Annotated in this window: 22 protein-coding genes, 1 tRNA gene and 1 other RNA gene; 5 read left to right on the forward strand and 19 right to left on the reverse strand. The window is 54.2% G+C overall.

The features are described 5' to 3' along the window. Positions 1 to 68 precede the first annotated feature (68 nt). The 19 genes from ychF to JXO50_09765 form a co-directional block, all read right to left on the reverse strand. Positions 69 to 1,166, reverse strand: a complete 1,098-nt coding sequence (gene ychF / locus JXO50_09675) for a redox-regulated ATPase YchF (GenBank protein MBN2333358.1) — start codon at positions 1,164 to 1,166, stop codon at positions 69 to 71. 395 nt (positions 1,167 to 1,561) lie between these two features. Continuing rightward, positions 1,562 to 1,753 (reverse strand): DNA-directed RNA polymerase subunit omega, encoded by a 192-nt coding sequence (locus tag JXO50_09680; protein MBN2333359.1) that lies wholly within the window; start codon positions 1,751 to 1,753, stop codon positions 1,562 to 1,564. A gap of 156 nt (positions 1,754 to 1,909) precedes the next feature. After that, a complete protein-coding gene (gene gmk, locus JXO50_09685; protein MBN2333360.1) occupies positions 1,910 to 2,527 on the reverse strand; it encodes a guanylate kinase in 618 nt (205 codons plus the stop codon). After that, positions 2,520 to 2,810, reverse strand: a complete 291-nt coding sequence (locus JXO50_09690) for a DUF370 domain-containing protein (protein MBN2333361.1) — start codon at positions 2,808 to 2,810, stop codon at positions 2,520 to 2,522. The genes gmk and JXO50_09690 overlap by 8 nt, the downstream gene beginning before the upstream one ends. A 38-nt stretch (positions 2,811 to 2,848) precedes the next feature. After that, positions 2,849 to 3,748, reverse strand: coding sequence for a YicC family protein (locus JXO50_09695; GenBank protein ID MBN2333362.1), 900 nt, complete (start codon positions 3,746 to 3,748; stop codon positions 2,849 to 2,851). Between the two features lie 15 nt (positions 3,749 to 3,763). Continuing rightward, positions 3,764 to 5,020 (reverse strand): diaminopimelate decarboxylase, encoded by a 1,257-nt coding sequence (gene lysA / locus JXO50_09700; GenBank protein ID MBN2333363.1) that lies wholly within the window; start codon positions 5,018 to 5,020, stop codon positions 3,764 to 3,766. 33 nt (positions 5,021 to 5,053) lie between these two features. Then, positions 5,054 to 6,109, reverse strand: a complete 1,056-nt coding sequence (locus JXO50_09705) for a hypothetical protein (protein MBN2333364.1) — start codon at positions 6,107 to 6,109, stop codon at positions 5,054 to 5,056. 16 nt (positions 6,110 to 6,125) lie between these two features. Next, on the reverse strand, positions 6,126 to 7,514 hold the full coding sequence (gene argH, locus JXO50_09710) for an argininosuccinate lyase (GenBank protein ID MBN2333365.1): 1,389 nt from the start codon (positions 7,512 to 7,514) through the stop codon (positions 6,126 to 6,128). Between the two features lie 51 nt (positions 7,515 to 7,565). Beyond that, a complete protein-coding gene (locus JXO50_09715) occupies positions 7,566 to 8,294 on the reverse strand; it encodes a YggS family pyridoxal phosphate-dependent enzyme (protein MBN2333366.1) in 729 nt (242 codons plus the stop codon). Next, positions 8,284 to 8,925, reverse strand: a complete 642-nt coding sequence (gene maf / locus JXO50_09720; protein ID MBN2333367.1) for a septum formation protein Maf — start codon at positions 8,923 to 8,925, stop codon at positions 8,284 to 8,286. The genes JXO50_09715 and maf overlap by 11 nt, the downstream gene beginning before the upstream one ends. A 65-nt stretch (positions 8,926 to 8,990) precedes the next feature. After that, a complete protein-coding gene (gene lgt, locus JXO50_09725) occupies positions 8,991 to 9,758 on the reverse strand; it encodes a prolipoprotein diacylglyceryl transferase (protein ID MBN2333368.1) in 768 nt (255 codons plus the stop codon). Next, complete coding sequence (lspA, locus tag JXO50_09730; protein MBN2333369.1) at positions 9,751 to 10,248, reverse strand: signal peptidase II; 498 nt, start codon at positions 10,246 to 10,248, stop codon at positions 9,751 to 9,753. Before lspA ends, lgt begins: the two co-directional genes overlap by 8 nt. A gap of 43 nt (positions 10,249 to 10,291) precedes the next feature. Beyond that, positions 10,292 to 11,506 (reverse strand): argininosuccinate synthase, encoded by a 1,215-nt coding sequence (locus tag JXO50_09735; GenBank protein MBN2333370.1) that lies wholly within the window; start codon positions 11,504 to 11,506, stop codon positions 10,292 to 10,294. Further along, the gene (gene argF, locus JXO50_09740; protein MBN2333371.1) at positions 11,493 to 12,425 is read right to left on the reverse strand and encodes an ornithine carbamoyltransferase; all 933 of its coding nucleotides are present in this window, start codon (positions 12,423 to 12,425) and stop codon (positions 11,493 to 11,495) included. Before argF ends, JXO50_09735 begins: the two co-directional genes overlap by 14 nt. Continuing rightward, positions 12,422 to 13,606, reverse strand: coding sequence for an acetylornithine transaminase (locus tag JXO50_09745; GenBank protein ID MBN2333372.1), 1,185 nt, complete (start codon positions 13,604 to 13,606; stop codon positions 12,422 to 12,424). The genes argF and JXO50_09745 overlap by 4 nt, the downstream gene beginning before the upstream one ends. 22 nt (positions 13,607 to 13,628) lie before the next feature. Beyond that, the gene (locus tag JXO50_09750) at positions 13,629 to 13,946 is read right to left on the reverse strand and encodes a YbaB/EbfC family nucleoid-associated protein (GenBank protein MBN2333373.1); all 318 of its coding nucleotides are present in this window, start codon (positions 13,944 to 13,946) and stop codon (positions 13,629 to 13,631) included. 51 nt (positions 13,947 to 13,997) lie between these two features. Further along, entirely contained in the window at positions 13,998 to 15,659 is a 1,662-nt protein-coding gene (gene dnaX, locus JXO50_09755; GenBank protein ID MBN2333374.1) for a DNA polymerase III subunit gamma/tau, read from the reverse strand. A 27-nt stretch (positions 15,660 to 15,686) separates the two neighbouring features. Continuing rightward, positions 15,687 to 15,786: signal recognition particle sRNA small type (ffs, locus tag JXO50_09760), an RNA gene on the reverse strand. Positions 15,787 to 15,810: 24 nt separating this feature from the next. Further along, positions 15,811 to 15,898 (reverse strand) — tRNA-Ser (locus JXO50_09765). A 329-nt stretch (positions 15,899 to 16,227) separates the two neighbouring features. Here JXO50_09765 and JXO50_09770 point away from each other — a divergent pair. The 5 genes from JXO50_09770 to JXO50_09790 all read left to right on the forward strand — a co-directional run bounded on the left by JXO50_09770 (position 16,228) and on the right by JXO50_09790 (position 22,125). After that, positions 16,228 to 16,875 (forward strand): nucleotidyltransferase family protein, encoded by a 648-nt coding sequence (locus tag JXO50_09770; protein MBN2333375.1) that lies wholly within the window; start codon positions 16,228 to 16,230, stop codon positions 16,873 to 16,875. Positions 16,876 to 17,283: 408 nt separating this feature from the next. Then, positions 17,284 to 18,297, forward strand: coding sequence for an XdhC family protein (locus tag JXO50_09775; protein ID MBN2333376.1), 1,014 nt, complete (start codon positions 17,284 to 17,286; stop codon positions 18,295 to 18,297). Positions 18,298 to 18,312: 15 nt separating this feature from the next. Next, a complete protein-coding gene (locus JXO50_09780; GenBank protein ID MBN2333377.1) occupies positions 18,313 to 18,789 on the forward strand; it encodes a (2Fe-2S)-binding protein in 477 nt (158 codons plus the stop codon). A 105-nt stretch (positions 18,790 to 18,894) separates the two neighbouring features. Next, positions 18,895 to 19,779, forward strand: a complete 885-nt coding sequence (locus JXO50_09785; GenBank protein ID MBN2333378.1) for a xanthine dehydrogenase family protein subunit M — start codon at positions 18,895 to 18,897, stop codon at positions 19,777 to 19,779. Between the two features lie 72 nt (positions 19,780 to 19,851). Beyond that, positions 19,852 to 22,125 (forward strand): molybdopterin-dependent oxidoreductase, encoded by a 2,274-nt coding sequence (locus JXO50_09790; protein MBN2333379.1) that lies wholly within the window; start codon positions 19,852 to 19,854, stop codon positions 22,123 to 22,125. Positions 22,126 to 22,135: the final 10 nt, after the last annotated feature.

The raw sequence follows: 22,135 nt of genomic DNA on the forward strand, positions 1-22,135 counted from the left end.
CTTGCCCGTGCCCCGCGGCAACAAAGGTTGTTGTGCAACGCAAAAAAAATAGAGCCCTTACAATGCCATCAAACATTGAACCGAAAGTTGATAATGTCGCCATCCTGAACCACATACTCCTTGCCTTCAAGACGCAGTTTGCCGGTCTCCTTGGCTTTGACAAAATCACCATTGCAGGCAACGAAATCATCGTAGGCCAGAACTTCCGCCCGGATAAACCCCCGCTCAATATCCGAATGAATTTTTCCTGCCGCTTTTACCGCCGTGGTCCCCATCTCTATGGTCCAGGCCTTTACTTCATCCTTACCGACCGTGAAAAAAGGAATCAGCCCCAGGAGCTGATAGGCATGCTGGACAACCAACTCAAGAGCCGGCACCTCAATTCCCAGGTCGTCCATGAACGCCTGCCGATCCTCGGCGTCAAGTTGGGAAATTTCCATTTCCACCCGGGCGGAAAGGGCAATAACATCGGTTCTCCCGTGTCCCAGCCTCTCTTTGACCTTAGTGACAATATTCTGTGAATCTGCTTCACTGCTATCCTCATCGAGGTTGAGAACCACCAGCTCGGGGCGCTGCGATAAGAACTGATACGTATTCAAAATAAGCTGCTCCTCGCCGGTAAACACCATGTCGCGCAGGGGCTTTTCATCTTCAAGAGCTGCCCGGCAACGCTCCAGAACTTCCTGTTCCCTGAGTAGCCGTGCCTTGTCTTGCCCCTTCTGCAACCCTGTGACGATCCGCTCAAGTCGCCGTTCCACCAGCTCAAGGTCAGCAAACAGCAGTTCCATTTCCAACAGGTCGACATCGATTACCGGCGCCACCCGGTTTTCATAGGCCGGAACCTGGCTGCTGGCAAACCCCCTGACGACTTGCAGCAGCCCCTGAACATCGCGCACCTGATTGAGTACCCGTCGACCGAGCGAAGCATCTCCACCACCCGGAACAATCCCCATCAGGTCTATCAACTCAATATCGGCAAAGGTTGTTTTTTTTGGCTGATAAATCCTGGCCAAGTGATCTATTCGCCGGTCAGGAACCCTGACCATGCCAATATGCGGCTCCAGGCTTGCCGTCACCACGGGACCGGCTTCAACAGCCAGGCCGGTAAGCGCATTAAAAACGGTTGTCTTGCCGCTGTTTGGCAGCCCGTAAATCCCAAGTCTCATCATCACTCCCCTATCTGCCCTCTCATAGCGCCAGCTCCCTTGATGCGGCAAGCCACCACCACGGCTGGCACGCACTGATATCAGAACACACAACTATCAACCACCTGCCATGTTTCACGTGAAACATGGCCCCAGCCTCCAGGCACAGCAGATCAGCAACAACAGTACCTGAAGTTGAAGGGACATCATAACATCAAAAAAGAGGACCTACGGGTCCTCTTTTCATGACACCCTACAACCATCATGGCTTCGCAGGACCATTTTCTTCGTAATCCTGCACCACTGCAGGGCATCGCGGCCCACAGGTGTTATGCATTGTGACGCTGAAGTTATTACTGTACCATTGCTTACCAGGGCTGTTACATATCCATCAACAACGGGCAGAAACAAACTCACTATTCATACTCTGGCCATACCTTGCCGGCAGCGATCTCACGCAACGCCATGACAATGGGCCTATTCTTATACTGACCAACCAGAGGTTTTTGCCCCTTAAATAACTGCTTGGCCCGTTTGGAAGCCAGCGCAGCCAGTTCAAAACGATTCTCTACCTTCTCAAGGCAATCTTCTACTGTTACTCGCGCCATCCTACTCTCCTTTATGCAATTAACGATCTCTCACAATCACCCGCATTCGCCGGCGTTAATTCCAGCGGCGGTCGTTGAACCACCTCACGTGGCAATCAGAATAAAATGCCGGCTGCATTACGACACACCGCCACCTCACACCGGCACGGACTTCTACTACACATAACCGGACCGCTTCAAAAACGCCTGCTGCCGACTCATGCGACAGCGCTCAGCAATAATGATGCTCGCCAACCGGGCAACCGCTGCATCAAGATCATCATTAACCACCAGATAGTCGTAGCTTTGGCAATGGCCAATTTCTTCAACAGCGTTTTTCAGCCGGCCGGCAATAACCTCCTCATCATCGGTTGCCCGGCTGCGCAGGCGTGATTCAAGAACCACCATTGAAGGAGGTAAAACAAAAACCGTCACCACTTGGCCGGGCAACTGTTTGCGGACCTGCTGGGCACCTTTGACATCGATATCAAGCAGCACATCATGGCCGCTGGCAAGAATCTCTTGAATATTCTTTTTACCGGTGCCATAAAAGTTACCATGGACCCTTTCCCACTCAAGAAAAAAGCCTTCGTCTATCAGCAGGGAAAACCGCTCAAAAGAGATAAAGTTATATGCCGTTCCATCCTGCTCCCCTGCACGCGGGCTGCGGGTTGTATAGGAAACAGAATAGCGCAGGTTATCGAGGCGAGCGATAGTTTTTTGCCCCAGAGTGCTTTTACCCCCGCCGGAAGGCGAAGATAAAACAAGCAGCATACCGCCATTGACATTAGCCATTGGCAGCATTCCCGTCAGCATACACAGGCTCAGCAACCGCCTCACGATCGTCAAAGCGCTGGGCAATAGTTTCCGCTTGGATTGCAGACATAATCACGTGGTCACTGTCCATAATGATCAAGGCCCGCGTTTTACGCCCAAGGGTGGCGTCAACCAACTTACCCCGCGACTTGGCATCATCCTTCAGGCGTTTCATCGGAGCCGATAGTGGGGTTACAATGGCCACCACCCGTGAGGCAACCACCGAGTTTCCTAACCCAATATTCAACAAACGATTACCCATGATGGCCCCCAGTCTATTGCAACAGAAGCACGGAAACGTCAAGCAACATTCTGCACCTGTTCACGCAGCTTCTCCAGTTCATCCTTCACCCTGATGACATGCTGAGCAACCGGCAACAATGATGATTTAGAGCCAACCGTATTAATTTCGCGCAGCATCTCCTGAATAATAAAATCGAGTTTTTTACCGCGAGCGCCTTTGCCGCCTGCCACCGTGGCACAAAACTGCTGACAATGGCTTTTAAAACGTACAATCTCCTCGGTAACATCCGCCTTTTCAGCCTGTTGCGCAGCTTCCTGATAAATACGGTTTTCATCCACGAGGCCAACACCATCAAGAAGCTCCGTGATACGACCGACAAGCCGATCACGAAGAATAGCGGGCAGCGTTTTCACGCATTCGGTTACCTCCCCAATCAGCCCTTCAAGCAGTTGGCAACGTCCCAAAAGCTCGACCTTTAACGCCTCCCCCTCTGCGGTCTGCATCGCCACCATCATCTCCAATGCCTGTTCGACTGCAGCCAGATATGCGTCCGTATGGCTGCGCATCAACGCAGGATCTGGCATGGTCTGCAGAACGTCCCGTTGGCCGACAATCAGGCTTAAGGGGATATCACCATCCTGCAGAGCAAGGTCATGCTGCAGGGTCTCAAACAGCTCCTTATACGCTTTCGCAAGCCCCCTGTTTACCTGAACGGCCTGCTCCCCTGCATCAGGAGCAACACTTACCTGAAGATTCAGATCCACCTTGCCGCGCAAAAGCCTCTGCTGAACTTTTCTGCGCACCAGAGGCTCCAGATGGGAGCACATGGACGGTGCTTTAAAACGAAAGTCCAGGTAACGGGAGTTAACGGACCGGACAGTAACCTCAACCGCATAAGGGCCGATCTCGGCCCGCGATTCCCCATAACCGGTCATACTAAGCAAATCATGCACCATACCAAAGCCCACCCCTTACGAAAGAAGCTCACCCCTGATCAGATCAGCAAAAGTTTCCCGCTGGCGGATCACCCGGTAGTGATCGCCGGTAACCAGAATTTCAGGCACCCGTGGACGGGAGTTATAATTTGACGACATGGTAAACCCGTAGGCACCGGCACTCATAACTGCCAGCAAATCACCCTGGCAAACCGACGGCAGGGGGCGATCCTGCGCAAGAAAATCCCCCGATTCGCATATGGGGCCCACCACATCAACAGGTTGAAGATCAGCGGAATCGCCGCTGGCTGCCCGGTTCACAGGAATGATATTCTGATAAGCACCATAGAGGCTGGGTCGTACCAGATCATTCATCCCAGCGTCGACTATGACAAATTTCTTGGTCGCCCCCAGTTTGGTGTAAAGAACCTTGGTCACCATAATGCCGGCATTGCCGACCAGCACCCGACCGGGTTCCATAATCAGGGTACATTGCAAATCACCGAGTACATCGATAACCGCCTCGGCATACTCCTTGGGCAGCGGCGGGACTTCGGCATCATAGGTGATTCCCAGGCCGCCGCCAATATCAAGAAAACGAATCTCCATGTCAAGCCGGCGCAAAGACTCAACCAGCAATTTAACCCGAATCATGGCATCGCGAAAGGGGCTGACCTGGGTCAGTTGGGAACCTATGTGACAATCGACGCCAATCACCTCAACATGAGGAAGCCTGGCAGCAATTTGAAACTGTGTCATGGCTTCGGCCATGGGTACACCGAATTTATTGCCGCTCAGCCCGGTAGAAATATACGGGTGGGTCTGGGGATCAACATCGGGATTAACCCGAATAGACACGGGAGCAACCCGGCCCATTTTTCCCGCAATGCCATTAATGGCTTCCAACTCCTGTGAAGACTCGACATTAAACATCAAAATTCCGGCGTCGAGCGCCGCGCTGATCTCTGCGGCTGTTTTGCCAACCCCGGAAAAAACAATTTTTGCCGCGGGCACCCCGGCCTTTAAAGCGCGGAACAGCTCACCACCGGAGACCACGTCACAACCGCTGCCAAAACCGGCAAAAAGGGAAATAACACTGAGGTTGGAACAGGCTTTGACGGAGTAGCAGACAAGATGATCAATGCCGGCAAACGCCTCATCAAAAACCTGATAATGGCGGCTGAGAGTCTCCTGACTATAGAGATAAAAAGGAGTGCCCTGCTGGCGGGCGATCTCAGCAACCGGAACCTGCTCGCAGAACAATTCATCATTTTTATACAAAAAAGTATGCATTGCCCCTCTCTTTCTTCGGTAATGATCCAAGCGTTACTTCACCAAAACCTTTTGTTCCGGTGACAAATCGCTTTCGTTGTGTCTGGCCGATGAATCAACGGCCGATATACGATAACCATATTGCCGGCCCGCCATAATGGCAGAATCAAAATAATCGGTTGCCGGTGGCGGTAGCTCGAGAATATAGGATTTTCCCGTATCAACTTCATATTTATAGACTCGATAGAACAGGAGATCAGGTTCCCGGCTCGCCTGCCATATCAACTGGACACCTCCCTGGTGGGCAAAGGCCGTAAAGCCCTGGACAGGTCCAGGAACGGTATAATCACCGGGGACCACCGCAACCGGCTGCGACAGCCGGCTTTCCCAAGGTGTTCCCTGATAGGTCGAAACCGTGGTAACCGCATAGGTATAGGATTGCCAGTCCTTAAGCCCCACATCAACAAGCTGGCGATCGGTAAGTATTTCAGGCGTAATCCTCAACCAGTCACCATCTTCTCCCTGCCGGTAGCCCCGGTAACCGTAAATCTCAGGAACTACCGAAGATGAGGATTCGCTCTTTGGCGCCATCCAGGTCACGGTGACCACCGAGGCACCGGGGTCACACTGAACCTCAGCGGGAGGGCCATAGGCATCAAAGCCATACACCTTAATCTTATTGGAAGGTTCACTTTGCCAACCATAACGGTTGACAGAAAGCACTTTTATCGCCTGCAGCTGATCAGCAGCCACGGCAGGCAAGGGATAATAGATCCGATCGCCTAGACGATGACCTTTTTCCGGCCGAGAAACGGCAACCTTGGCCAAAACAGCAAACCCTTCATCACAAAAAACACAGCCCTCATCACCCTGTTTCAGGGTTTTGGCAAAGACAACAAACTCCTTAATATCGGCAGGCCGGGAGCCATCGGTGTTTTCGCCGGGGACACTCCAGACCAGAAAGCGCGCTCCAGGCCTGACATCAAGGTTTACATCGGTTATTGCCTTGGGCACCACCAGGCGGCGTGGCCGTGGATCAGCCTTTTTGCCACAGCCAGCCACTAGCGGCAGCAGCAAAATCAAAACCATACCATAACGGAGCACGTTCATTCTCCCATCTCCTCCCTTACGCCTTTTGCCACAACTGCTTGACCCGCTCAAGTTGCAGGGATACCTGCCGGCGGGCAGTACCGCCATAGACATCCTTACTTTGCACGGCGTCGTCAGCGGAAAGCAACGATTCAACCCCAGCATCTAAAAAAGGTGAAAACCGCAGCCAGTCATCGGCTCCAAGATCACTGAAAGCCAGGCCTTTATCCACACAGGAGGCAACAATATTGCCAACAATCTCATGTGCCTGGCGGAAAGGAAGCCCACGGCGCACCAGGTAATCAGCTATTTCGGTAGCGGTTGAAAACCCGGCTTCAGCCTGCGAAGCCATCTTTTGCTGTTTAACCGACATGGTCGCAACCAATGGCGCCATAATTGCCAGCGATGCCTTGACCGTATCAACGGCATCAAAGAGAGGCTCTTTATCCTCCTGCATATCCTTATTGTAGGCCAGCGGCAGGGCTTTCATGGTGACCAGCAGTGAAACCAGCGAGCCGATCACCCGGCCGCATTTGCCACGAATCAATTCCGGAACATCGGGGTTTTTCTTCTGGGGCATAATGCTGCTGCCGGTACAGAAGGAATCTGCCAAGGAGATGAAGTCAAACTGCACCGTAGACCAGAGAACCAGCTCTTCACAAAAACGGGAAAGATGAACCATGATCAAGGCTGCAGCAAAAAGCATCTCCAGCACACCGTCACGGTCACTGACGGCATCCATGCTATTGGCAGTCAGTCCGGCAAAGCCAAGTTCATCCGCTACCTGCTGGCGGTCAATGGCAAAACTTGTTCCAGCCAAGGCACCAGCGCCTAACGGCAACACGTCACTTTGCTTTTCAAGGTTTTCCAGGCGGCCATAATCTCGCCCGAACATCTCGACATAGGCAAGCAAATGGTGGGAAAAAAGCACCGGCTGCGCCTGCTGCAGATGGGTAAAACCAGGCATGACCACCGGCAATGATCGCTCTGCCTGGTCGATAAAGGCACCAATCAGCTGACGCAACGACTCCTTGATCTCCGGAACCTCCTTTTTCAAGTAGAGACGAATATCAAGGGCTACCTGGTCGTTGCGACTGCGGGCGGTATGCAACTTGCCCGCCAACTCCGCCCCGATCATGGCAGACAAACGGGATTCGATATTCATGTGAATATCTTCCAGGGGCACCGAAAAGACAAACTCACCGCTTTCAATTTCCTTAAGGATGGCCTGCAGGCCGGCAATAATCTGCTCCCCCTCCTGCAAGCTGATAACCTTACAGGAAGTCAGCATCCGGCAATGAGCAATGCTCCCCCGGATATCCTCGCGGTAGAGTCGCTGATCAAAGCCGATAGAAGCAGTAAAATCTTCCACCAGTTTATCCGTCCGCTCAGAAAACCTGCCGCCCCATGGTTTCTCTGTACTCACTATCAACCTCGCTCATATAATCAGTTTCAGACATGATAATCTTGATGGCATTCACCGCTGACGAGGGCCGAAAATTGCCGAACCGACCCTGACCATCGTCGCTCCCTCCTCCACAGCCACCACAAAATCATGGGACATTCCCATGGAAAGATGACGAAATACCCGCTGGTCAGCCAATCCCCGGGCAACCAGGCGATCACGCAAGTTGCGCAGTTGCTGATAATACGCTCGCCCTTGCTCCGGGTCAACCGTAAAGGGGGGGATTGTCATTAAACCGCCAACGGACAGGCGCGGAAATCCGGCAAGCTCTTCCATGAAAAAGGGAAGCTCAGCCGGCAACACCCCTGATTTTGACACCTCATCCCCTAGCTTGACTTGCAGAAGAACTGAGGTAACAACCTGATCCTGCTCGGCTTTTTTTTGCAGAAGCCTGGCCAGGGCCACTGAATCGAGACAATGGAAGAGATGAAAACGGGAACTCCAGAAACGGACTTTATTCCGCTGCAAATGACCGATAAAATGCCAGCACAGGTCTGGATAGGTGGCCGACAGCGATATTTTTTGCAATGCGTCCTGCATGTAATTCTCACCAAAATGGCGAATACCCAAACGGTAAGCAGGCAGAATTTCCTCCCAGCTGAACGTTTTAGAAACGGCAATCAGCGTCACATCAGCAGGGTCCCGGGCCACCCGCTGACAGGCGGCCACAATCTCTTGCTGCACGGCAGCAAGACGCGCTGCAAGCGAATCGTGCCCCTGGCCATCATGACTATGCTCCATGGCAGCCTACCTCGACAACGCCCATATCCATCAATTCGGCAACCACCAGATGAACCGGGAGACCGATAACCGTTGAAGGAGAACCATGAATATCGGCAATAAAAGAACCGCCAATACCCTGCAACGCATACGAGCCGGCTTTATCCATCGGCTCACCGGTTGCGACGTAGGCAGCTATTAAAGCCGGCGACAGAGGCATCAGCCGGACTCTGGTTTGATCCATGGACGTCTGCGAAACGCCTCTGCCCCGGTGGATGATCGTAAAAGCAGTATACACTGTATGCCACCTTCCGGCGAGAGAGGCAAGCATTTCACAAGCTTCCAAAGCTGATCGTGGCTTACCAAGCATCACCCCATCATCACGCACAACGATGGTATCTGCAGCCAACACCCAGTTGCCCCCTTGATGATCAGCAACCGCAGCAGCCTTTGCCGCCGCCAACCGCTGAACATAGAGGGCAGGAATCTCCCCTGCATGCATTGATTCATCTACGGCGGCAGCCATTACCGTGAATTCCAGGCCGAGATTCTGCAGCAAATCCTGTCGACGCGGGGAAAGGGAGGCCAAGATAAACCCCTCCTTGCACGTCAACAGGGGATGTGAGAACTGAAGTAGAGAAGTTGCAGCCATGGATACGGACATTTTATCTTTTATTACAATAGGTTGCTAGCATCACCAAGCGAATGCACCGGCCATTACGCCCCATGGGCCGGTGGCTCGGGTTTTCCAAAACCCTTCAAGGCGACAAGGAGAGCAAGACCGCACAAAAACAGGACAACACTGATCCATTGGGAAGTGGAGAACAACCACCAGCCGCCCCGCTGATCGCCGCGAAAGAATTCAATGGTAAAACGCCCAACGGGATACAGAAGAAGATAGAGGACAGCTGACTGACCAACAAAAGACCGATGATGGCGGTGCCATGCCAGAATTACAAAAAGCAGCCCGTTGGCGACCGCATGATAGATCTGGGTCGGATGCAGGGCAACGTGCAACGGTGCGAGGCTGGCGGGATCGGAAAATATCAACGCAAAAGGGAGACCACAGTGACCGCCATAACAGCAACCAGCAGCCAGGCACCCAAGGCGGCCGATCGCCTGGGCCAAAGCCAGGGCCGGCGCAGCGATATCAGCCACCTGCATAACAGCAAGGTGGTGGATGCGCAGCTTGATATAAACCGCGGCCACCGCCGCGAGAAAGCCACCGTAGAACACCAGCCCTCCCTGCCAGATGTACAAGATCTCCAAGGGATGGCTACGGTAATAGGAACTATTGATCAAAACGTAAAGGATTCTAGCGCCGATTATGGCAAACAACAGGGCATAAAAAAAAAGGTCATAGATAAGATCGGGGGCTAGTCCTTCTTTTTTTCCCGCCTGTACCGCATAGATCATGGCCATGAGAAAACCGATTGCCACCAACAGGCCATAGGTGTGAATGGTCAGCCCACCCCATTTAATCAATACTGGATGCATTATCAGAACTATTCTGCCTGAAGGTAGCCACAAGCATCAGCAGCACACCTATGGTAATAGCCGAATCGGCAACGTTAAAGGCCGGCCAGTGGTGGTGGTGCCAGTAAAAATCGAGAAAATCAACAACTTTGCCCAAGCGGGCCCGGTCGATCATATTGCCCACCGCCCCGCCAACAACAAGGCTGAAGGCAGTGGTTATCAACCAATGCATCTCCTTTTCCCGCCAATAATACCAGATCAGCAGCAGGACGGTGACCCCGGAAAGCAGCAGCAAGGCTGCAGACTTCCAGGCTGCGGCAACCTGGGAAAAAAGACCAAAGGCAACCCCTGAATTCAGCACCAGCGTCAGGGAAAAGCAACCATCAATAACCTTTAACGGGTACACCGGTGACAGGTAGGTCAGGGCCAGTATTTTACTCGCCTGATCCAGCATAATAACCAGCCCCGCTATCCAGACCAATGGTATCAGACGCTTCACCTGGAGATTCATCCATCAACTCTGAGGTAGAACACCAGGCAGACTAGCGGGAATCCCTGGCCCGGGCCAGGATAGACTGGGCTTTCAGCCGCAGGGCATTCAACTTGATAAAACCCTCGGCATCCTGCTGGTCATAGACGGTATCTTCCTCAAAGGTGGCCAGTTCCGGATTATAGAGACTCTGGGGTGATTTTCTCCCCACCACGATGCAGTTGCCCTTATACAGCTTTACCCGGACGGTGCCTGAAACGTTCTGCTGCGTATGGTCGATAAGGGTCTGCATGGCCAGCCGCTCAGGGGCAAACCAGAAGCCATTATAGATCAGGCGGGCATATTCCGGCACCAGGGAGTCCCGCAAAAACATCACCTCCCGGTCCATGGTAATCGATTCCATCGCCCGGTGCGCATGATAGAGGATGGTACCGCCGGGAGTTTCGTAGACACCGCGTGACTTCATGCCTACGAACCGATTTTCCACCAGATCAACCCGGCCGATACCGTTTTCCCCACCCAGCTCGTTAAGACGCTGCAGCAATGCTGCCGGCCCCATCCTTTCACCATCAAGCGCCACCGGATCGCCATGCTGAAAGTCAATTTCGACATAGGTTGCCCTATCGGGAGCCTGCTCAGGAGAAACCGAAAGAACAAACATGTCTTCCGGCGGTTCGTTCCACGGATCCTCAAGCACTCCTCCCTCAAAGCTGATGTGCAGCAGATTCCGGTCGCTGCTGTAAGGTTTTTCTTTGGAAACCGGAATAGGAATGCCATTATGACGGGCATAATCAATCAACTTCTCCCGCGAGTTGAGATCCCAGGTCCGCCACGGAGCAATAACCGTTATTCCGGGCTCCATGGCATGGTAGGCAAGTTCAAAACGCACCTGATCATTCCCCTTGCCGGTAGCGCCATGGGCGACGGCATCCGCCCCCACCTGGCGGGCAATCTCGATCTGCCGCTTGGCAATCAGCGGCCGGGCAATGGAAGTCCCCAGCAGATAGGTTCCCTCATAAATGGCGTTGCCACGGAACATGGGAAAAACATAATCGGCGACAAATTCATCCCGGAGATCATCAACAAACACCTGACTGGCACCGGTCGCCATCGCCTTCTCTTCTATCCCGGCAAGCTCTTTTCCCTGGCCGAGCTCGGCGGCATAGGCAACCACCTCACATTGATACTCGTTTTTCAACCATTTCAGGATGACCGAGGTATCCAAGCCACCGGAATAAGCCAGAACAATCTTTTTAACGGCTTTCATCTTCTCCCCCTAATAAACGAACAAGCAGTGCTTTCTGGACATGCAGGCGGTTTTCAGCCTGGGTGAAAATAAGCTCCTGGAAACGCGAAAAAACCGCTGCGGAAATTTCCTCCCCACGATGGGCAGGCAGGCAATGGAGCACCATAGCTGCTGGGTCAGCCACGGCCAGCAACGCATCGTTAACCTGAAACGGGGCAAAAACCTGGCGCCTGGCTGCGGCCTCTTCTTCCTGCCCCATGCTGGCCCAAACATCGGTATTAATCACTTGGGCATCCCTGGCCGCTTCCAGCGGATCGGCCACTACCTTAATCGTACTCCCATGGCTCTTGTCAGCCAATGCCATGATGGCTGAATCAGGGTGGTAGCCAGCCGGACACGCCAGGGTCAAATCAAAACCGAAACGCAGCGCTCCATGGATCCAGGAGTTGGCCATATTGTTGCCGTCACCAATATAAGCAACTTTCATCGAGCGTATCTCGCCCAGCCGCTCCTGGATCGTGAAGATATCGGCAAGTACCTGACTGGGATGCAACAGGTCGGTCAGCCCGTTGATCACCGGCACGGTGGCATGCCGGGCCAGGCACACAACGTCATCCTGTGAAAAGGTTCTGATCATGATCCCGTCAACATAACGGGATAAAACACGGGCCGTATCTTCAATGGGCTCCCCCCGCCCCAGTTGGGTATCATGGCGGCTGAGAAAAAGTGCCTGCCCTCCAAGCTGGAACATACCCACTTCAAAAGAAACTCTGGTTCTCGTGGAAGCTTTTTCAAAAATCATTGCCAGCGTCCTGCCAGCAAGTCGTGAACGACGCGGTAAACGCTCGGCCTTCAGTACCGTGGCTAGGGACAAAACATCCCGCAAATCCCCTGCCGGCCAACTGTATAAATCAAGGAAATCCTTGTTTTTCCTGCTCATGGCAGCACCTCATCAAGGACCGTCATCAACGTCTCAATGTCCGCTTCAGTGACAATCAGGGGGGGGGTCAGGCGCAGCGTCTGCTCACCGGCCGGCCCAACCAGAATGCCCCGTTCCAGACAGCGTTGAATAATATCCCCCACCGGAACCCCGAGATCAACTCCCACCATCAGGCCAAGCCCCCTTATCTCCTTGATACAGGCATGGCGCTCTCTCAGCGTCTCAAGGCGTCCCGTCAGATAGACTCCCTGCCGCTGGCAATTAGCCAGAATATCATCGGTGTCAATGGCCTTCAAGGAGGCAAGAGCCGCGCTGCAGGCCAAGGGATTGCCACCAAATGTCGAAGCATGACTGCCGGGACCAAAGATGTTGGCGACCTTGTCGGTGGCCAGCATCGCACCGATGGGAAAACCAGCTCCCAGGGCCTTGGCCAGCGTCATAATGTCCGGCGTCATGCCGCTGTGCTGATGGGCAAACAGCCGGCCGGTCCGCCCCAACCCGGTCTGAACCTCATCCAGGATAAGCAGAAGACCATGATCATCACAGATGCGGCGCAGCTCCTGCAGATAACCGGGCCGAGGAACAACAACTCCGCCCTCTCCCTGGACCGGCTCAACCATAACGGCACAGGTTTTACTGGTAATCGCCCTGACCACCGCCTGGGGATCATCAAAGGGCACATAGGTAAAACCTGTCAGCAGCGGCTGGTAACCAAGCTGGATCTTTTCTTGTCCGGTAGCCGAAAGAGTAGCCATCGTCCGACCATGAAATGAGCGCTGCATGGTGATAATTTCGCCTTCAGCAACACCCCGAACCTCATGGCCATAACGCCGGGCGAGCTTAATCGCCGCTTCATTCGCCTCCGCCCCGGAATTACAGAAAAAAACTTTTTGCGCAAACGATTTGCAGCAAAGCTCCGCCGCCAGACTGGCCTGCGGCTCTATATAATACAGATTGGAAACGTGAAGCAATCTCTTGGCCTGCTCGGCAATGGCATGGGTAACCAGGGAATGGCAATGGCCCAGATTGCAGACGGCAATCCCGGCGAGAAAATCAAGGTATTCCCGACCATCCGCATCCCAGAGCTTCATCCCCCGACCACGGACCAACGCCACGGGATAGCGCCGGTAGGTAGGGGCAACATGAGCATCGCTAAGGGTGAAGATTTCTTGAGAATTCATGGGCATTCAATCCGCTTCATTCTTACAGGGTCAGTCCCGGAACTTTAATGCCGCCGGTTACTTTTCCCAACTCAGCAGCCATCATCTCCCCTGCTTCCTTTAACGCCTTATTGGCCGCGGCAACAACCAGATCCTGCAGCATCTCAATATCATCGGGGTCAACCACCTGAGGCTCAATGGCAATGGAGATAATCTCCTGTTTTCCATTGGCAACCACCGTCACCATGCCGCCGCCGGCCGTTGCCTCCACCGTTTTAGCCCCCACTTCTTCCTGTATTTTTGCCATTTTGGCCTGCATCTGCTGGGCCTGTTTGAGCAAGTTACCCATTCCCTTCGCCATCGTTACATCCTCCATCGTTAAAAAATCATCCCCCGACAAATCCCACGAAGATCAAGTGTGCTGCCTGATCTCCTCAATGCTGGCATCAAAGGTGTCCACCAAACAGCGGACCATATCATCATTGATAACAGCCTGCTTATTGATCTGCTGAGCTCCTGATCGGACACTTTTTCCCTGGACCGCCGGAGCTGCCGGATCATTTTCCGGCAAACGACTCAACGTCACCTGCACGGAGATACCGGTTATCTCCTGGAGCTGGCTGCATAGCCTTGCTTCTTTTTCGTCATCACGCATCAGGGAATAGGCATACGCCGGCAAGCCTATTTCCAACTGCTCCCCTTCCCAGCGCAAAAGACGAGAATCTTCCAACAGGGAACTGATTACCGGCACCACCGGGCGCAGGGCCTCAAGCACTGCTGGCCATGCCGGTTGGCCGGTGGCAAAATCGACGGGACGGAACTGCTCCTGCCCCTCCACTTCTCGACCATAGCCAGGATCCTGCTCATGGACCTCCACGACATCCAGCCCAGGGGAGATGGCGTCGGCAGCCGGCTGGGGCATGCCCCGCAATCGATCAATAAGGGTTTCCAGTGGTTCCAGGTCTCGGGCCATCCCCATGCGCACCAAGGTCATTTCAAACGTAAGGCGAGGCAGATTAGCCGCCAGCAAAGCAGCATACTGCTCCTGAAAAAGGTCAAAAATCTGCTGCCAGTAGGAAAAGTTGGCCCGTTTTGCCAGGGTGATGATCTGCTGACGCTCTTCCGGTGCTGCTTCCACCAGATCTTCCAGCTCCGGAGACAACTTCAAAAGAACCAGATTGCGCAGATAGAGAAGAAAGTCCTTGGCAAACCGCTTCATGTCGATGCCGGCCTTCTCCAGCATCATGACCTGCTGCAAAGCCGTCGGCATCTGGCGGTCAACCAGCGCCTGCACCAAGGCAAAGCAGTGCCGGGAATCTACCACCCCCAAGGTCAGGCGAACGTCATCCACACGTATTGGGCCACTGGAAAAAGCAACAACCTGATCCAGAACACTCAGAGCATCCCGCATGCTCCCTTCCGCCTCCCTGGCCAGCAACTGGATGGCAGCAGGCTCGATCTCCCAACCCTCCCTGGCAGCAATATGCTCAATGGTCGCCTCAATCACGGCTGCAGATAAGCGGCCAAAATCATAGCGCTGGCAACGTGAAAGGATGGTAATGGGTATTTTGTGCGGTTCAGTGGTCGCAAGGATAAACTTGACATGATCGGGAGGCTCTTCGAGTGTCTTTAACAGCGCGTTAAAGGCCTCGGTGGTCAGCATGTGAACTTCGTCAATAATGTAAATCTTATATGCCGAAATCTGCGGCAGATAGCCAACGTTCTCCCGTAACTGACGAATTTCATTGATCCCCCGGTTGGAGGCGCCATCAATCTCGATAACATCCGGACTGCTGCCGGCGGTAATCGCCACACAGCTTTCACACTGATTGCACGGCTCAGGACTTGGCCCGGTCAGGCAGTTCAGACATTTTGCCAGAATCCTCGCCGCCGAGGTTTTGCCAACCCCCCGGGAACCGGTAAACACAAAAGCATGCGCCACCCGCTTTGCCCGAATGGCATTCTGCAGAGTCTGGGCAATATGCTGCAGGCCGGCAAGGTCAGCAAAACTTTGGGGACGCCATTTACGGGCTAAAACCTGATACACCTGGCCATCTGCCACGGACACACTCATCTCCAAAAAAGTCTTATCCCCATGGATGATAACCAGGCTCCCCTGCGGCACACAGCGAGCAATGCTACCGCTGCTTCCTTCCGGACCTGACGGAGTTTACACTGTCTCTGTTGCACAGGACCTGGTTATCATCCATGGGGATAAAACCAGCTGGCGGAGAGGGTGGGATTCGAACCCACGGTACCGTTAAGTACACACGATTTCCAATCGTGCCCCTTCGGCCTCTCGGGCACCTCTCCAATAGGAAAAATTTCAGGTAACATACAAGAATTTCAGAACTAAATTGTCTAACAGAGAATCACCATGCTGTCAAGGCGAAAAGCCGATTAGTGATTTCATCTTGTTGACATTCCCTGACAAATGCTCTACTAAACCAGCATCCGGAAAACCCAAAAGCATACCATGCCTCCATGCCGTGGTTGCCAGACGAAAACCGGAAATTTCCGGCAAGCAAAAGTTCTTTCCGTTCAGCCTTCTCCATGGCCAGGACCTAATGTCAGGCGGATTGCGAAAAGCTGAACCCCCCGGCCATCACCGGCGCTGTGGGGAGACAATGGGGTAAACTTCCTTGGCTCAACCAGCAACCAAAGGCACTTCTGTACAGCTGTCGGCACTGATCGTAGCGGCCGGGGAAGCCCGCCGGTTCGGGCAGCCCAAGCAGCTCCTGCCGTGGGGGAGGAACAACACCATCCTGGGTTCTGTTCTGGCCACCGTCAAAAAAACTCCCGGCTTGGCCAGGATTCATGTGGTACTTGGTGCCCATTACGACGCCATTACCAAAACCATGGAATCAGCTCTGTCAACAGTCAACGTCATCAGAAACCGGGCCTGGCAGCAGGGTATGTTCAGCTCAATCACCGAGGGTCTGCGTTTTTTATCAAATGACGCGACGAACGAGGGCATTCTGGTGCTGCTCGGGGATATGCCGTTTATCACACCGGAAATCCTCAGCCAGTTTGTCGGGGCGGCGGAAACCCTGACCCAGGAACAGCCACTGATCATTGCCACAGTGCATGACAGGCCGGCCCATCCCTACCTGCTCTGGCAGCACCATATCGGTGAAATTTTATCTTTAAGCGGTGAAACTGGCATTCGCCCTTTTATCCAAAAACATTTTGCGCAAGCCCATGCCATCAACGTTTCAAGGCATTCGGGCCGACAAGACATTGACACCTGGGAAACCTACAAGCAGCTCTTCAAAGAGTCGCTGGCATAACCCCTACCGGCTGACTTGCCGCCGTTGGGAGCCAATAAGCATGAACGTGTGGCAACCGGCAAAACCCCTCGGAAACCGGATGGCACAGTAGCGACTCAAGAGTTGCGGTACGCAAAACCTGAGGGATGAGGCGCATAGGAGATGACAACCCAGTGACGAAGGGTGCAGCACAACATAAAAGAGGGGGTTGCTGCGAAGCCATCAATAGATGCTCAAAAAGCACCATCAGGCATGGGAAGCCGGCAAACAACCCTGCACAAACAGTTATTGGCCACCAAAAGTTTTTTGTCCTGGATGAATCCGCCGCGTGGTGGTAAACACATATAAGCATAGGGCCATTGGTCTATTTATTGCTTAACTCTGACAAGCACCGCTTAATCTGCGCAGCCGAAGGTAAAAAAACCGATAATGGAATTTTCCTGGGAAACCCTTGCAACAATCCTTGCGGCAGAACCGGCAGGGATTGCCGTCTGCACAATTATCGACAAGCACGGCTCCGTTCCGCGGGGAGTAGGAACCCGCATGCTGGTCCGGGCTGACGGAACCATTGACGGAACCATTGGCGGGGGAATTGGCGAGTATGAGATCATTGCCCAAGCCCGTCGGGCAATCAGCAGCCGTCAAAGCCTTGTTACCACCACTTCTCTGGCCGGGGAACAGGGGCTGGACTCGCCAGCGATCTGCGGCGGCTGGTTTCAAACTGCTATCGCCTTCTGGTCCCCCGAAGATTACAGGAAACCTGCCAAACAGATTGCCAACGCCCTTGAACAGGGACTGACGCTGATGCTTTTTGAATATCCCGGCGGCGGCATTGTGACCTATGAACCGGCCACCGGGCAATCAACCAGCGCCGGGAACCTGCCGTTGTCGGTGGAAACACTGCTCACAGCCTGGAAAAAAGAGCAGCAACCTGGCCTGCAGGAGCTTGACGGACAGCAGCTGATGGTCACCCCCCTGCTGCCACCGCCGCAGATGGTTATTTTCGGGGCCGGTCATCTGGCAATTCCACTGGTTGAGATGGCCTCCTGGTGCGGGTTTGCAACGACCGTTATTGATGACCGGGATGAGTTTGCTGATCCCGGCCGGTTTCCCAAGGCAAAAAAGGTACTCACCGCACCCATGGATGCGGTTAAAAATCTTGTAGCTCCTTCCATGACCACCTATTTTGTCCTCATTACCCGGGAACATCGGCATGATGACCTGCTGCTGCGTCAGCTCCTCGGCCTGCCTTATGCCTACCTGGGAATGATTGGCAGCCGGCGACGGACCACCAAGGTCAAGGAGCGCTTGGTGGATGACGGCTATCCAGTAGCTGAAATTGAGGCTATCCATTCTCCCATCGGGCTGGAGATCGGCGCCCAGACACCAGAAGAAATTGCCATCAGCATTATGGCTGAAATAATATCGGTGAAAAACCGTTAAATCCAGGAGGTATCTATGAAACAGGTCATTACCCTCAACATCAATGGTGACTGCTATGAACTGGCAGTCCACCCGTGGCGGACCCTCAATGAGGTTCTCCGGGAAGATTTGAAGCTGACCGGAACCAAGTTGGGCTGCGGCACCGGCGACTGCGGCGCCTGCACGGTACTGATTGACGGCAAGTCGGTTAGCTCCTGCCTCACCCTGGCCGTTGAGGCGGTTGACCGCCGGATCACCACCATCGAAGGCATGGCCCCCAATAGCGAGGAGCTGCATCCCATTCAGGAATCTTTCATTGAAAAAGGGGCGATTCAATGCGGCTACTGCACCCCCGGAATGATCATGTCCAGTGCCTATCTCCTGAAGCAGAATCCACAACCAACAGAAAAGGAAATTCGCGCTGGCCTCTCGGGCAATCTGTGCCGCTGTACCGGCTACAACAAAATTGTCGACGCCATCAAGGATGCTGCCGATAAAATGAACCAGCATTAGCTGCTTGCAGACAAAAGTCGTTTTGAACAACCGAAAAGTTTCATCATCAGCATAATGCTTGGCGGCACCAAGACCGCCATCACCTCAAATTCAGGAGATGCTCCCGTGTCTTTACCAAAGTTCACCTACCTGGCCCCGGACAGTCTTGAAGAAGCCTGTCAGCTGCTGGCCAACCATCAGGGTACCATAAAAATCAAGGCCGGCGGCACCGACCTCATGGTTCGCCTGGCACAACATGCTTTAAAACCAGCCTATCTCATGGCCCTTGGCAAAATCCCCGGTTTGGCTGAGGTCTCATATACACCTACTGCCGGCCTGAAGCTCGGCGCCATGGCACTGCTCGCCGAGGTGGTCAACAACCCGGCAATCCAGGAACATTATCCCATGCTGGCACGGGCTGCCAACGCAACGGCAACCGTTCAGATCCGCAACATGGGTACCGTCATGGGTAATGTGTGCAATGCTTCACCATCGGCGGACAACATTCCCTCCTTGATGGTCCACGGGGCATCCATCAAGACGATTTCAGCCAACGGTGAACGGGAAATACCGCTGTCTGAATTCTTCCTCGGCCCCGGTCGTACCGCCTTGGAATCGGGCGAAATAGCCACGGCAATCCTCGTTCCGCCGCTGCCGGCTTCCAGTGGCGTCAGCTACCAGAAAATTTCACGGCGCTCCAAAGTGGATATCGCGGCAGTCAATGTCGCCGCCATGCTGCAATTGGATGCTGACGGCACCTGTCAGCAGGCCCGCATCTGTCTCGGTGCTGTCGGCCCCACCCCGCTGCAGGCCACCAAGACTGCCGCTTTTCTCCAGGGAAAGGCTCTCCATTCTGAAACAATTGAAGAAGCGGGAGAGCTGGCGGCAGGCGAAGCATCGCCCATTTCCGACGTTCGCGCCTCAAAAGAGTATCGCAAGCTGATGGTCGCCGTATTGACGAAACGGGCGTTGTCGGAAGCCTGCCATCTGGCAACCGGAACCAAGAGCTAGTCAGTATCCCGGCAGAAACGGCTTTTTCCCGGATGAACATGAATCAGATAAGCCAACACCAGAGAGGAAACGATGAGTAAGACATATTCTGTAGTGGGACACAGTCTCCCCCGGGCTGATGGCCGCATAAAGGCGGTTGGTGCAGCCCAGTATGCTGATGATATTATTCTTCCCGGCATGCTGCATGGCAAGCTGCTGCGCAGTCCGGTGGCCCATGCCACCATCAGCAACATCGATGTAAGCAAGGCCCGGCAGCTGCCGGGCGTCAAGTGCGTCATCACCGGTCAGGACACCCTTAAAATCCCCTTCGGCAACTGGCGGCTGGTACCGGAAAGTCAGGATGAATTGCCACTGGCCGTCGACAAAGTGCGCTTCATTGGCGATGAGGTTGCAGCGGTTGCAGCCATTGATAAGGATATCGCCGAAGAAGCCTTATCCCTCATCAAAGTTGACTACGAAGAGCTGCCAGGCTCCTTTTGTGTCGCTGATTCGCTGGCCGAAGGTGCCCCGGTGCTGCACGAACGGAACCCTGACAACATCAGCCTGAGCCGTAAAATTGACTATGGCAACCTGGAAAAGGGCTTTGCCGAATCCGATCTGATCCTCGACCAGGAGTTTACCGTTCATGCCACCAGCCATGCGTATATGGAACCCTGCTCCTGCGTGGCGGAATATGACCACGATGGCCGTCTGACCATCTGGACGTCAACCCAGACTCCCTATTTTGTCCAGTGCCTGCTGGCCCAGACCCTGGGTATGCGGGAAAATGATATCCGGGTTATCAAACCGTTTGTGGGTGGTGGTTTCGGTGGCAAAATGGAGCTGCGCAAGTGGGAATTTGCCGCCGCCTTCATGGCTCGGGAAACCGGCCGGCCGGTGAAATTCACCCTGACCCGGGGTGAAGAGCTGGCCACCGGCCGTCGGCGCCACCCCATGACCATTAAATCAAAGGTCGGCTTCAAAAAGGACGGCACCATTGTCGCCAAGGAGTTCACCGCCTATCTGGATGGTGGCGCCTATAACAGCATGGGGCCGACCGCGGCCTTTCTCTGCGGCAATTTCGGCGGCATGCTCTACCGCTATCCCAACTATCGCTATCAGGGCTACCATGTTTACACCAACAAGCCACCAGCCGGCGCCATGCGCGGCTTCGGCGCCCCCCAGGCCCTTTTTGTGGCGGAAACCCAGATGAACATCGCCGCTGAGCGGCTGGGCATCGACCCGCTGGATATCAGGCTGAAAAACGCCATGGAAACCGGCGATGAAATTCCCGGGGTTGCCAAGATTTCCAGCTGCGGGTTCAAGGAATCCCTGCTGAAGGTTGCCGAAATGACCAACTGGCGGGAAAAGCGGCAATCCCTGAAAAAAGGGCACGGCATCGGCATCGGCTGTTACAGCTTCATCTCCGGTGGCGTCTTCAACTGGTTCAACACCCGTTATAATTTTACCCGGGCCGAAGTGCGGGCCTTCGATGACGGCACTGTTCACCTGCTGACCATGGCTTCGGATATCGGTCAAGGTTGTGATACGGTACTGCGCCAGATTCTTGCCGAAGAACTGGGGTTAACCATCAAAGATATCCGCCTGACTGCCGCCGATACCGCGGTCACCCCCCAAGCAGACCTGGGAACCTGGGGCAGTCGGGTAACCTTGATGGCCGGCAACGCGGTGCGGAAAGCAGCTGAAGAGATTAAAGACCAGTTGTTCAGCGTCGTCTCCATGCAGTTTGATCTCAATGTCATCCATGACCTCACCTGCAGAGACGGACGGATCTATCCGAAAAACCGTCCTGACCGGGGCATCCCCTTTGGTGAAGCCGTGCGGCTCGCCCAACGGGCCAAGCGCGGCGACCCTGTTATCGGCTACGGCTCCTATACGCCGCGCAACAAGGGCCTGGTAACCCCGGCCTTCAGCTTCGGCGCCCAGGTGGCCGAGGTAAAGGTGGATCTGGAAACCGGAGCCATTGAAGTTGAGGAAATGAACACCGCCCATGACTGCGGCACGCCCATCAACCCCATGTCGGTGGAGGGTCAGCTTGAAGGTTCTGTCCACATGGGCCTCGGTTATGCCCTCAGTGAACAGTTTGTCATGAAGGAAGGGAAAACCCTGACCACAACATTTCTTGATTATAAAATCCCCTGTGCCGAAGATATGCCGCCGGGGAAATCGGTCCATGTGGACACCTACGAACCGGACGGCCCCTTCGGGGCCAAGGAAGCCGGGGAAGGGCTGGTTTCCCCCACCGCGCCGGCGATTGCTGATGCGGTCTACCATGCCACCGGCTACCGCTGCATGGATTTGCCCATAACCCCGGAAAAGGTGCTCACCGGACTTGGCAAACTATGACCTACAATAG

It is taken from the genome of Candidatus Anaeroferrophillus wilburensis, assembly GCA_016934315.1.
In the GTDB taxonomy this organism is placed as follows: Bacteria; Desulfobacterota; Anaeroferrophillalia; order Anaeroferrophillales; family Anaeroferrophillaceae; genus Anaeroferrophillus; species Anaeroferrophillus wilburensis.

Excerpts from the sequence above, each read along its gene's own strand:
- ychF (MBN2333358.1), bottom strand. The coding sequence starts at position 1,166 with ATGAGACTTGGGATTTACGGGCTGCCAAACAGCGGCAAGACAACCGTT.
- JXO50_09680 (MBN2333359.1), bottom strand. The coding sequence starts at position 1,753 with ATGGCGCGAGTAACAGTAGAAGATTGCCTTGAGAAGGTAGAGAATCGT.
- gmk (MBN2333360.1), bottom strand. The coding sequence starts at position 2,527 with ATGGCTAATGTCAATGGCGGTATGCTGCTTGTTTTATCTTCGCCTTCC.
- JXO50_09690 (MBN2333361.1), bottom strand. The coding sequence starts at position 2,810 with ATGGGTAATCGTTTGTTGAATATTGGGTTAGGAAACTCGGTGGTTGCC.
- JXO50_09695 (MBN2333362.1), bottom strand. The coding sequence starts at position 3,748 with ATGGTGCATGATTTGCTTAGTATGACCGGTTATGGGGAATCGCGGGCC.
- lysA (MBN2333363.1), bottom strand. The coding sequence starts at position 5,020 with ATGCATACTTTTTTGTATAAAAATGATGAATTGTTCTGCGAGCAGGTT.
- JXO50_09705 (MBN2333364.1), bottom strand. The coding sequence starts at position 6,109 with ATGAACGTGCTCCGTTATGGTATGGTTTTGATTTTGCTGCTGCCGCTA.
- JXO50_09715 (MBN2333366.1), bottom strand. The coding sequence starts at position 8,294 with ATGGAGCATAGTCATGATGGCCAGGGGCACGATTCGCTTGCAGCGCGT.
- maf (MBN2333367.1), bottom strand. The coding sequence starts at position 8,925 with ATGGCTGCAACTTCTCTACTTCAGTTCTCACATCCCCTGTTGACGTGC.
- JXO50_09735 (MBN2333370.1), bottom strand. The coding sequence starts at position 11,506 with ATGAAAGCCGTTAAAAAGATTGTTCTGGCTTATTCCGGTGGCTTGGAT.
- argF (MBN2333371.1), bottom strand. The coding sequence starts at position 12,425 with ATGAGCAGGAAAAACAAGGATTTCCTTGATTTATACAGTTGGCCGGCA.
- JXO50_09745 (MBN2333372.1), bottom strand. The coding sequence starts at position 13,606 with ATGAATTCTCAAGAAATCTTCACCCTTAGCGATGCTCATGTTGCCCCT.
- JXO50_09750 (MBN2333373.1), bottom strand. The coding sequence starts at position 13,946 with ATGGCGAAGGGAATGGGTAACTTGCTCAAACAGGCCCAGCAGATGCAG.
- dnaX (MBN2333374.1), bottom strand. The coding sequence starts at position 15,659 with ATGAGTGTGTCCGTGGCAGATGGCCAGGTGTATCAGGTTTTAGCCCGT.
- JXO50_09775 (MBN2333376.1), top strand. The coding sequence starts at position 17,284 with ATGGAATTTTCCTGGGAAACCCTTGCAACAATCCTTGCGGCAGAACCG.
- JXO50_09780 (MBN2333377.1), top strand. The coding sequence starts at position 18,313 with ATGAAACAGGTCATTACCCTCAACATCAATGGTGACTGCTATGAACTG.
- JXO50_09790 (MBN2333379.1), top strand. The coding sequence starts at position 19,852 with ATGAGTAAGACATATTCTGTAGTGGGACACAGTCTCCCCCGGGCTGAT.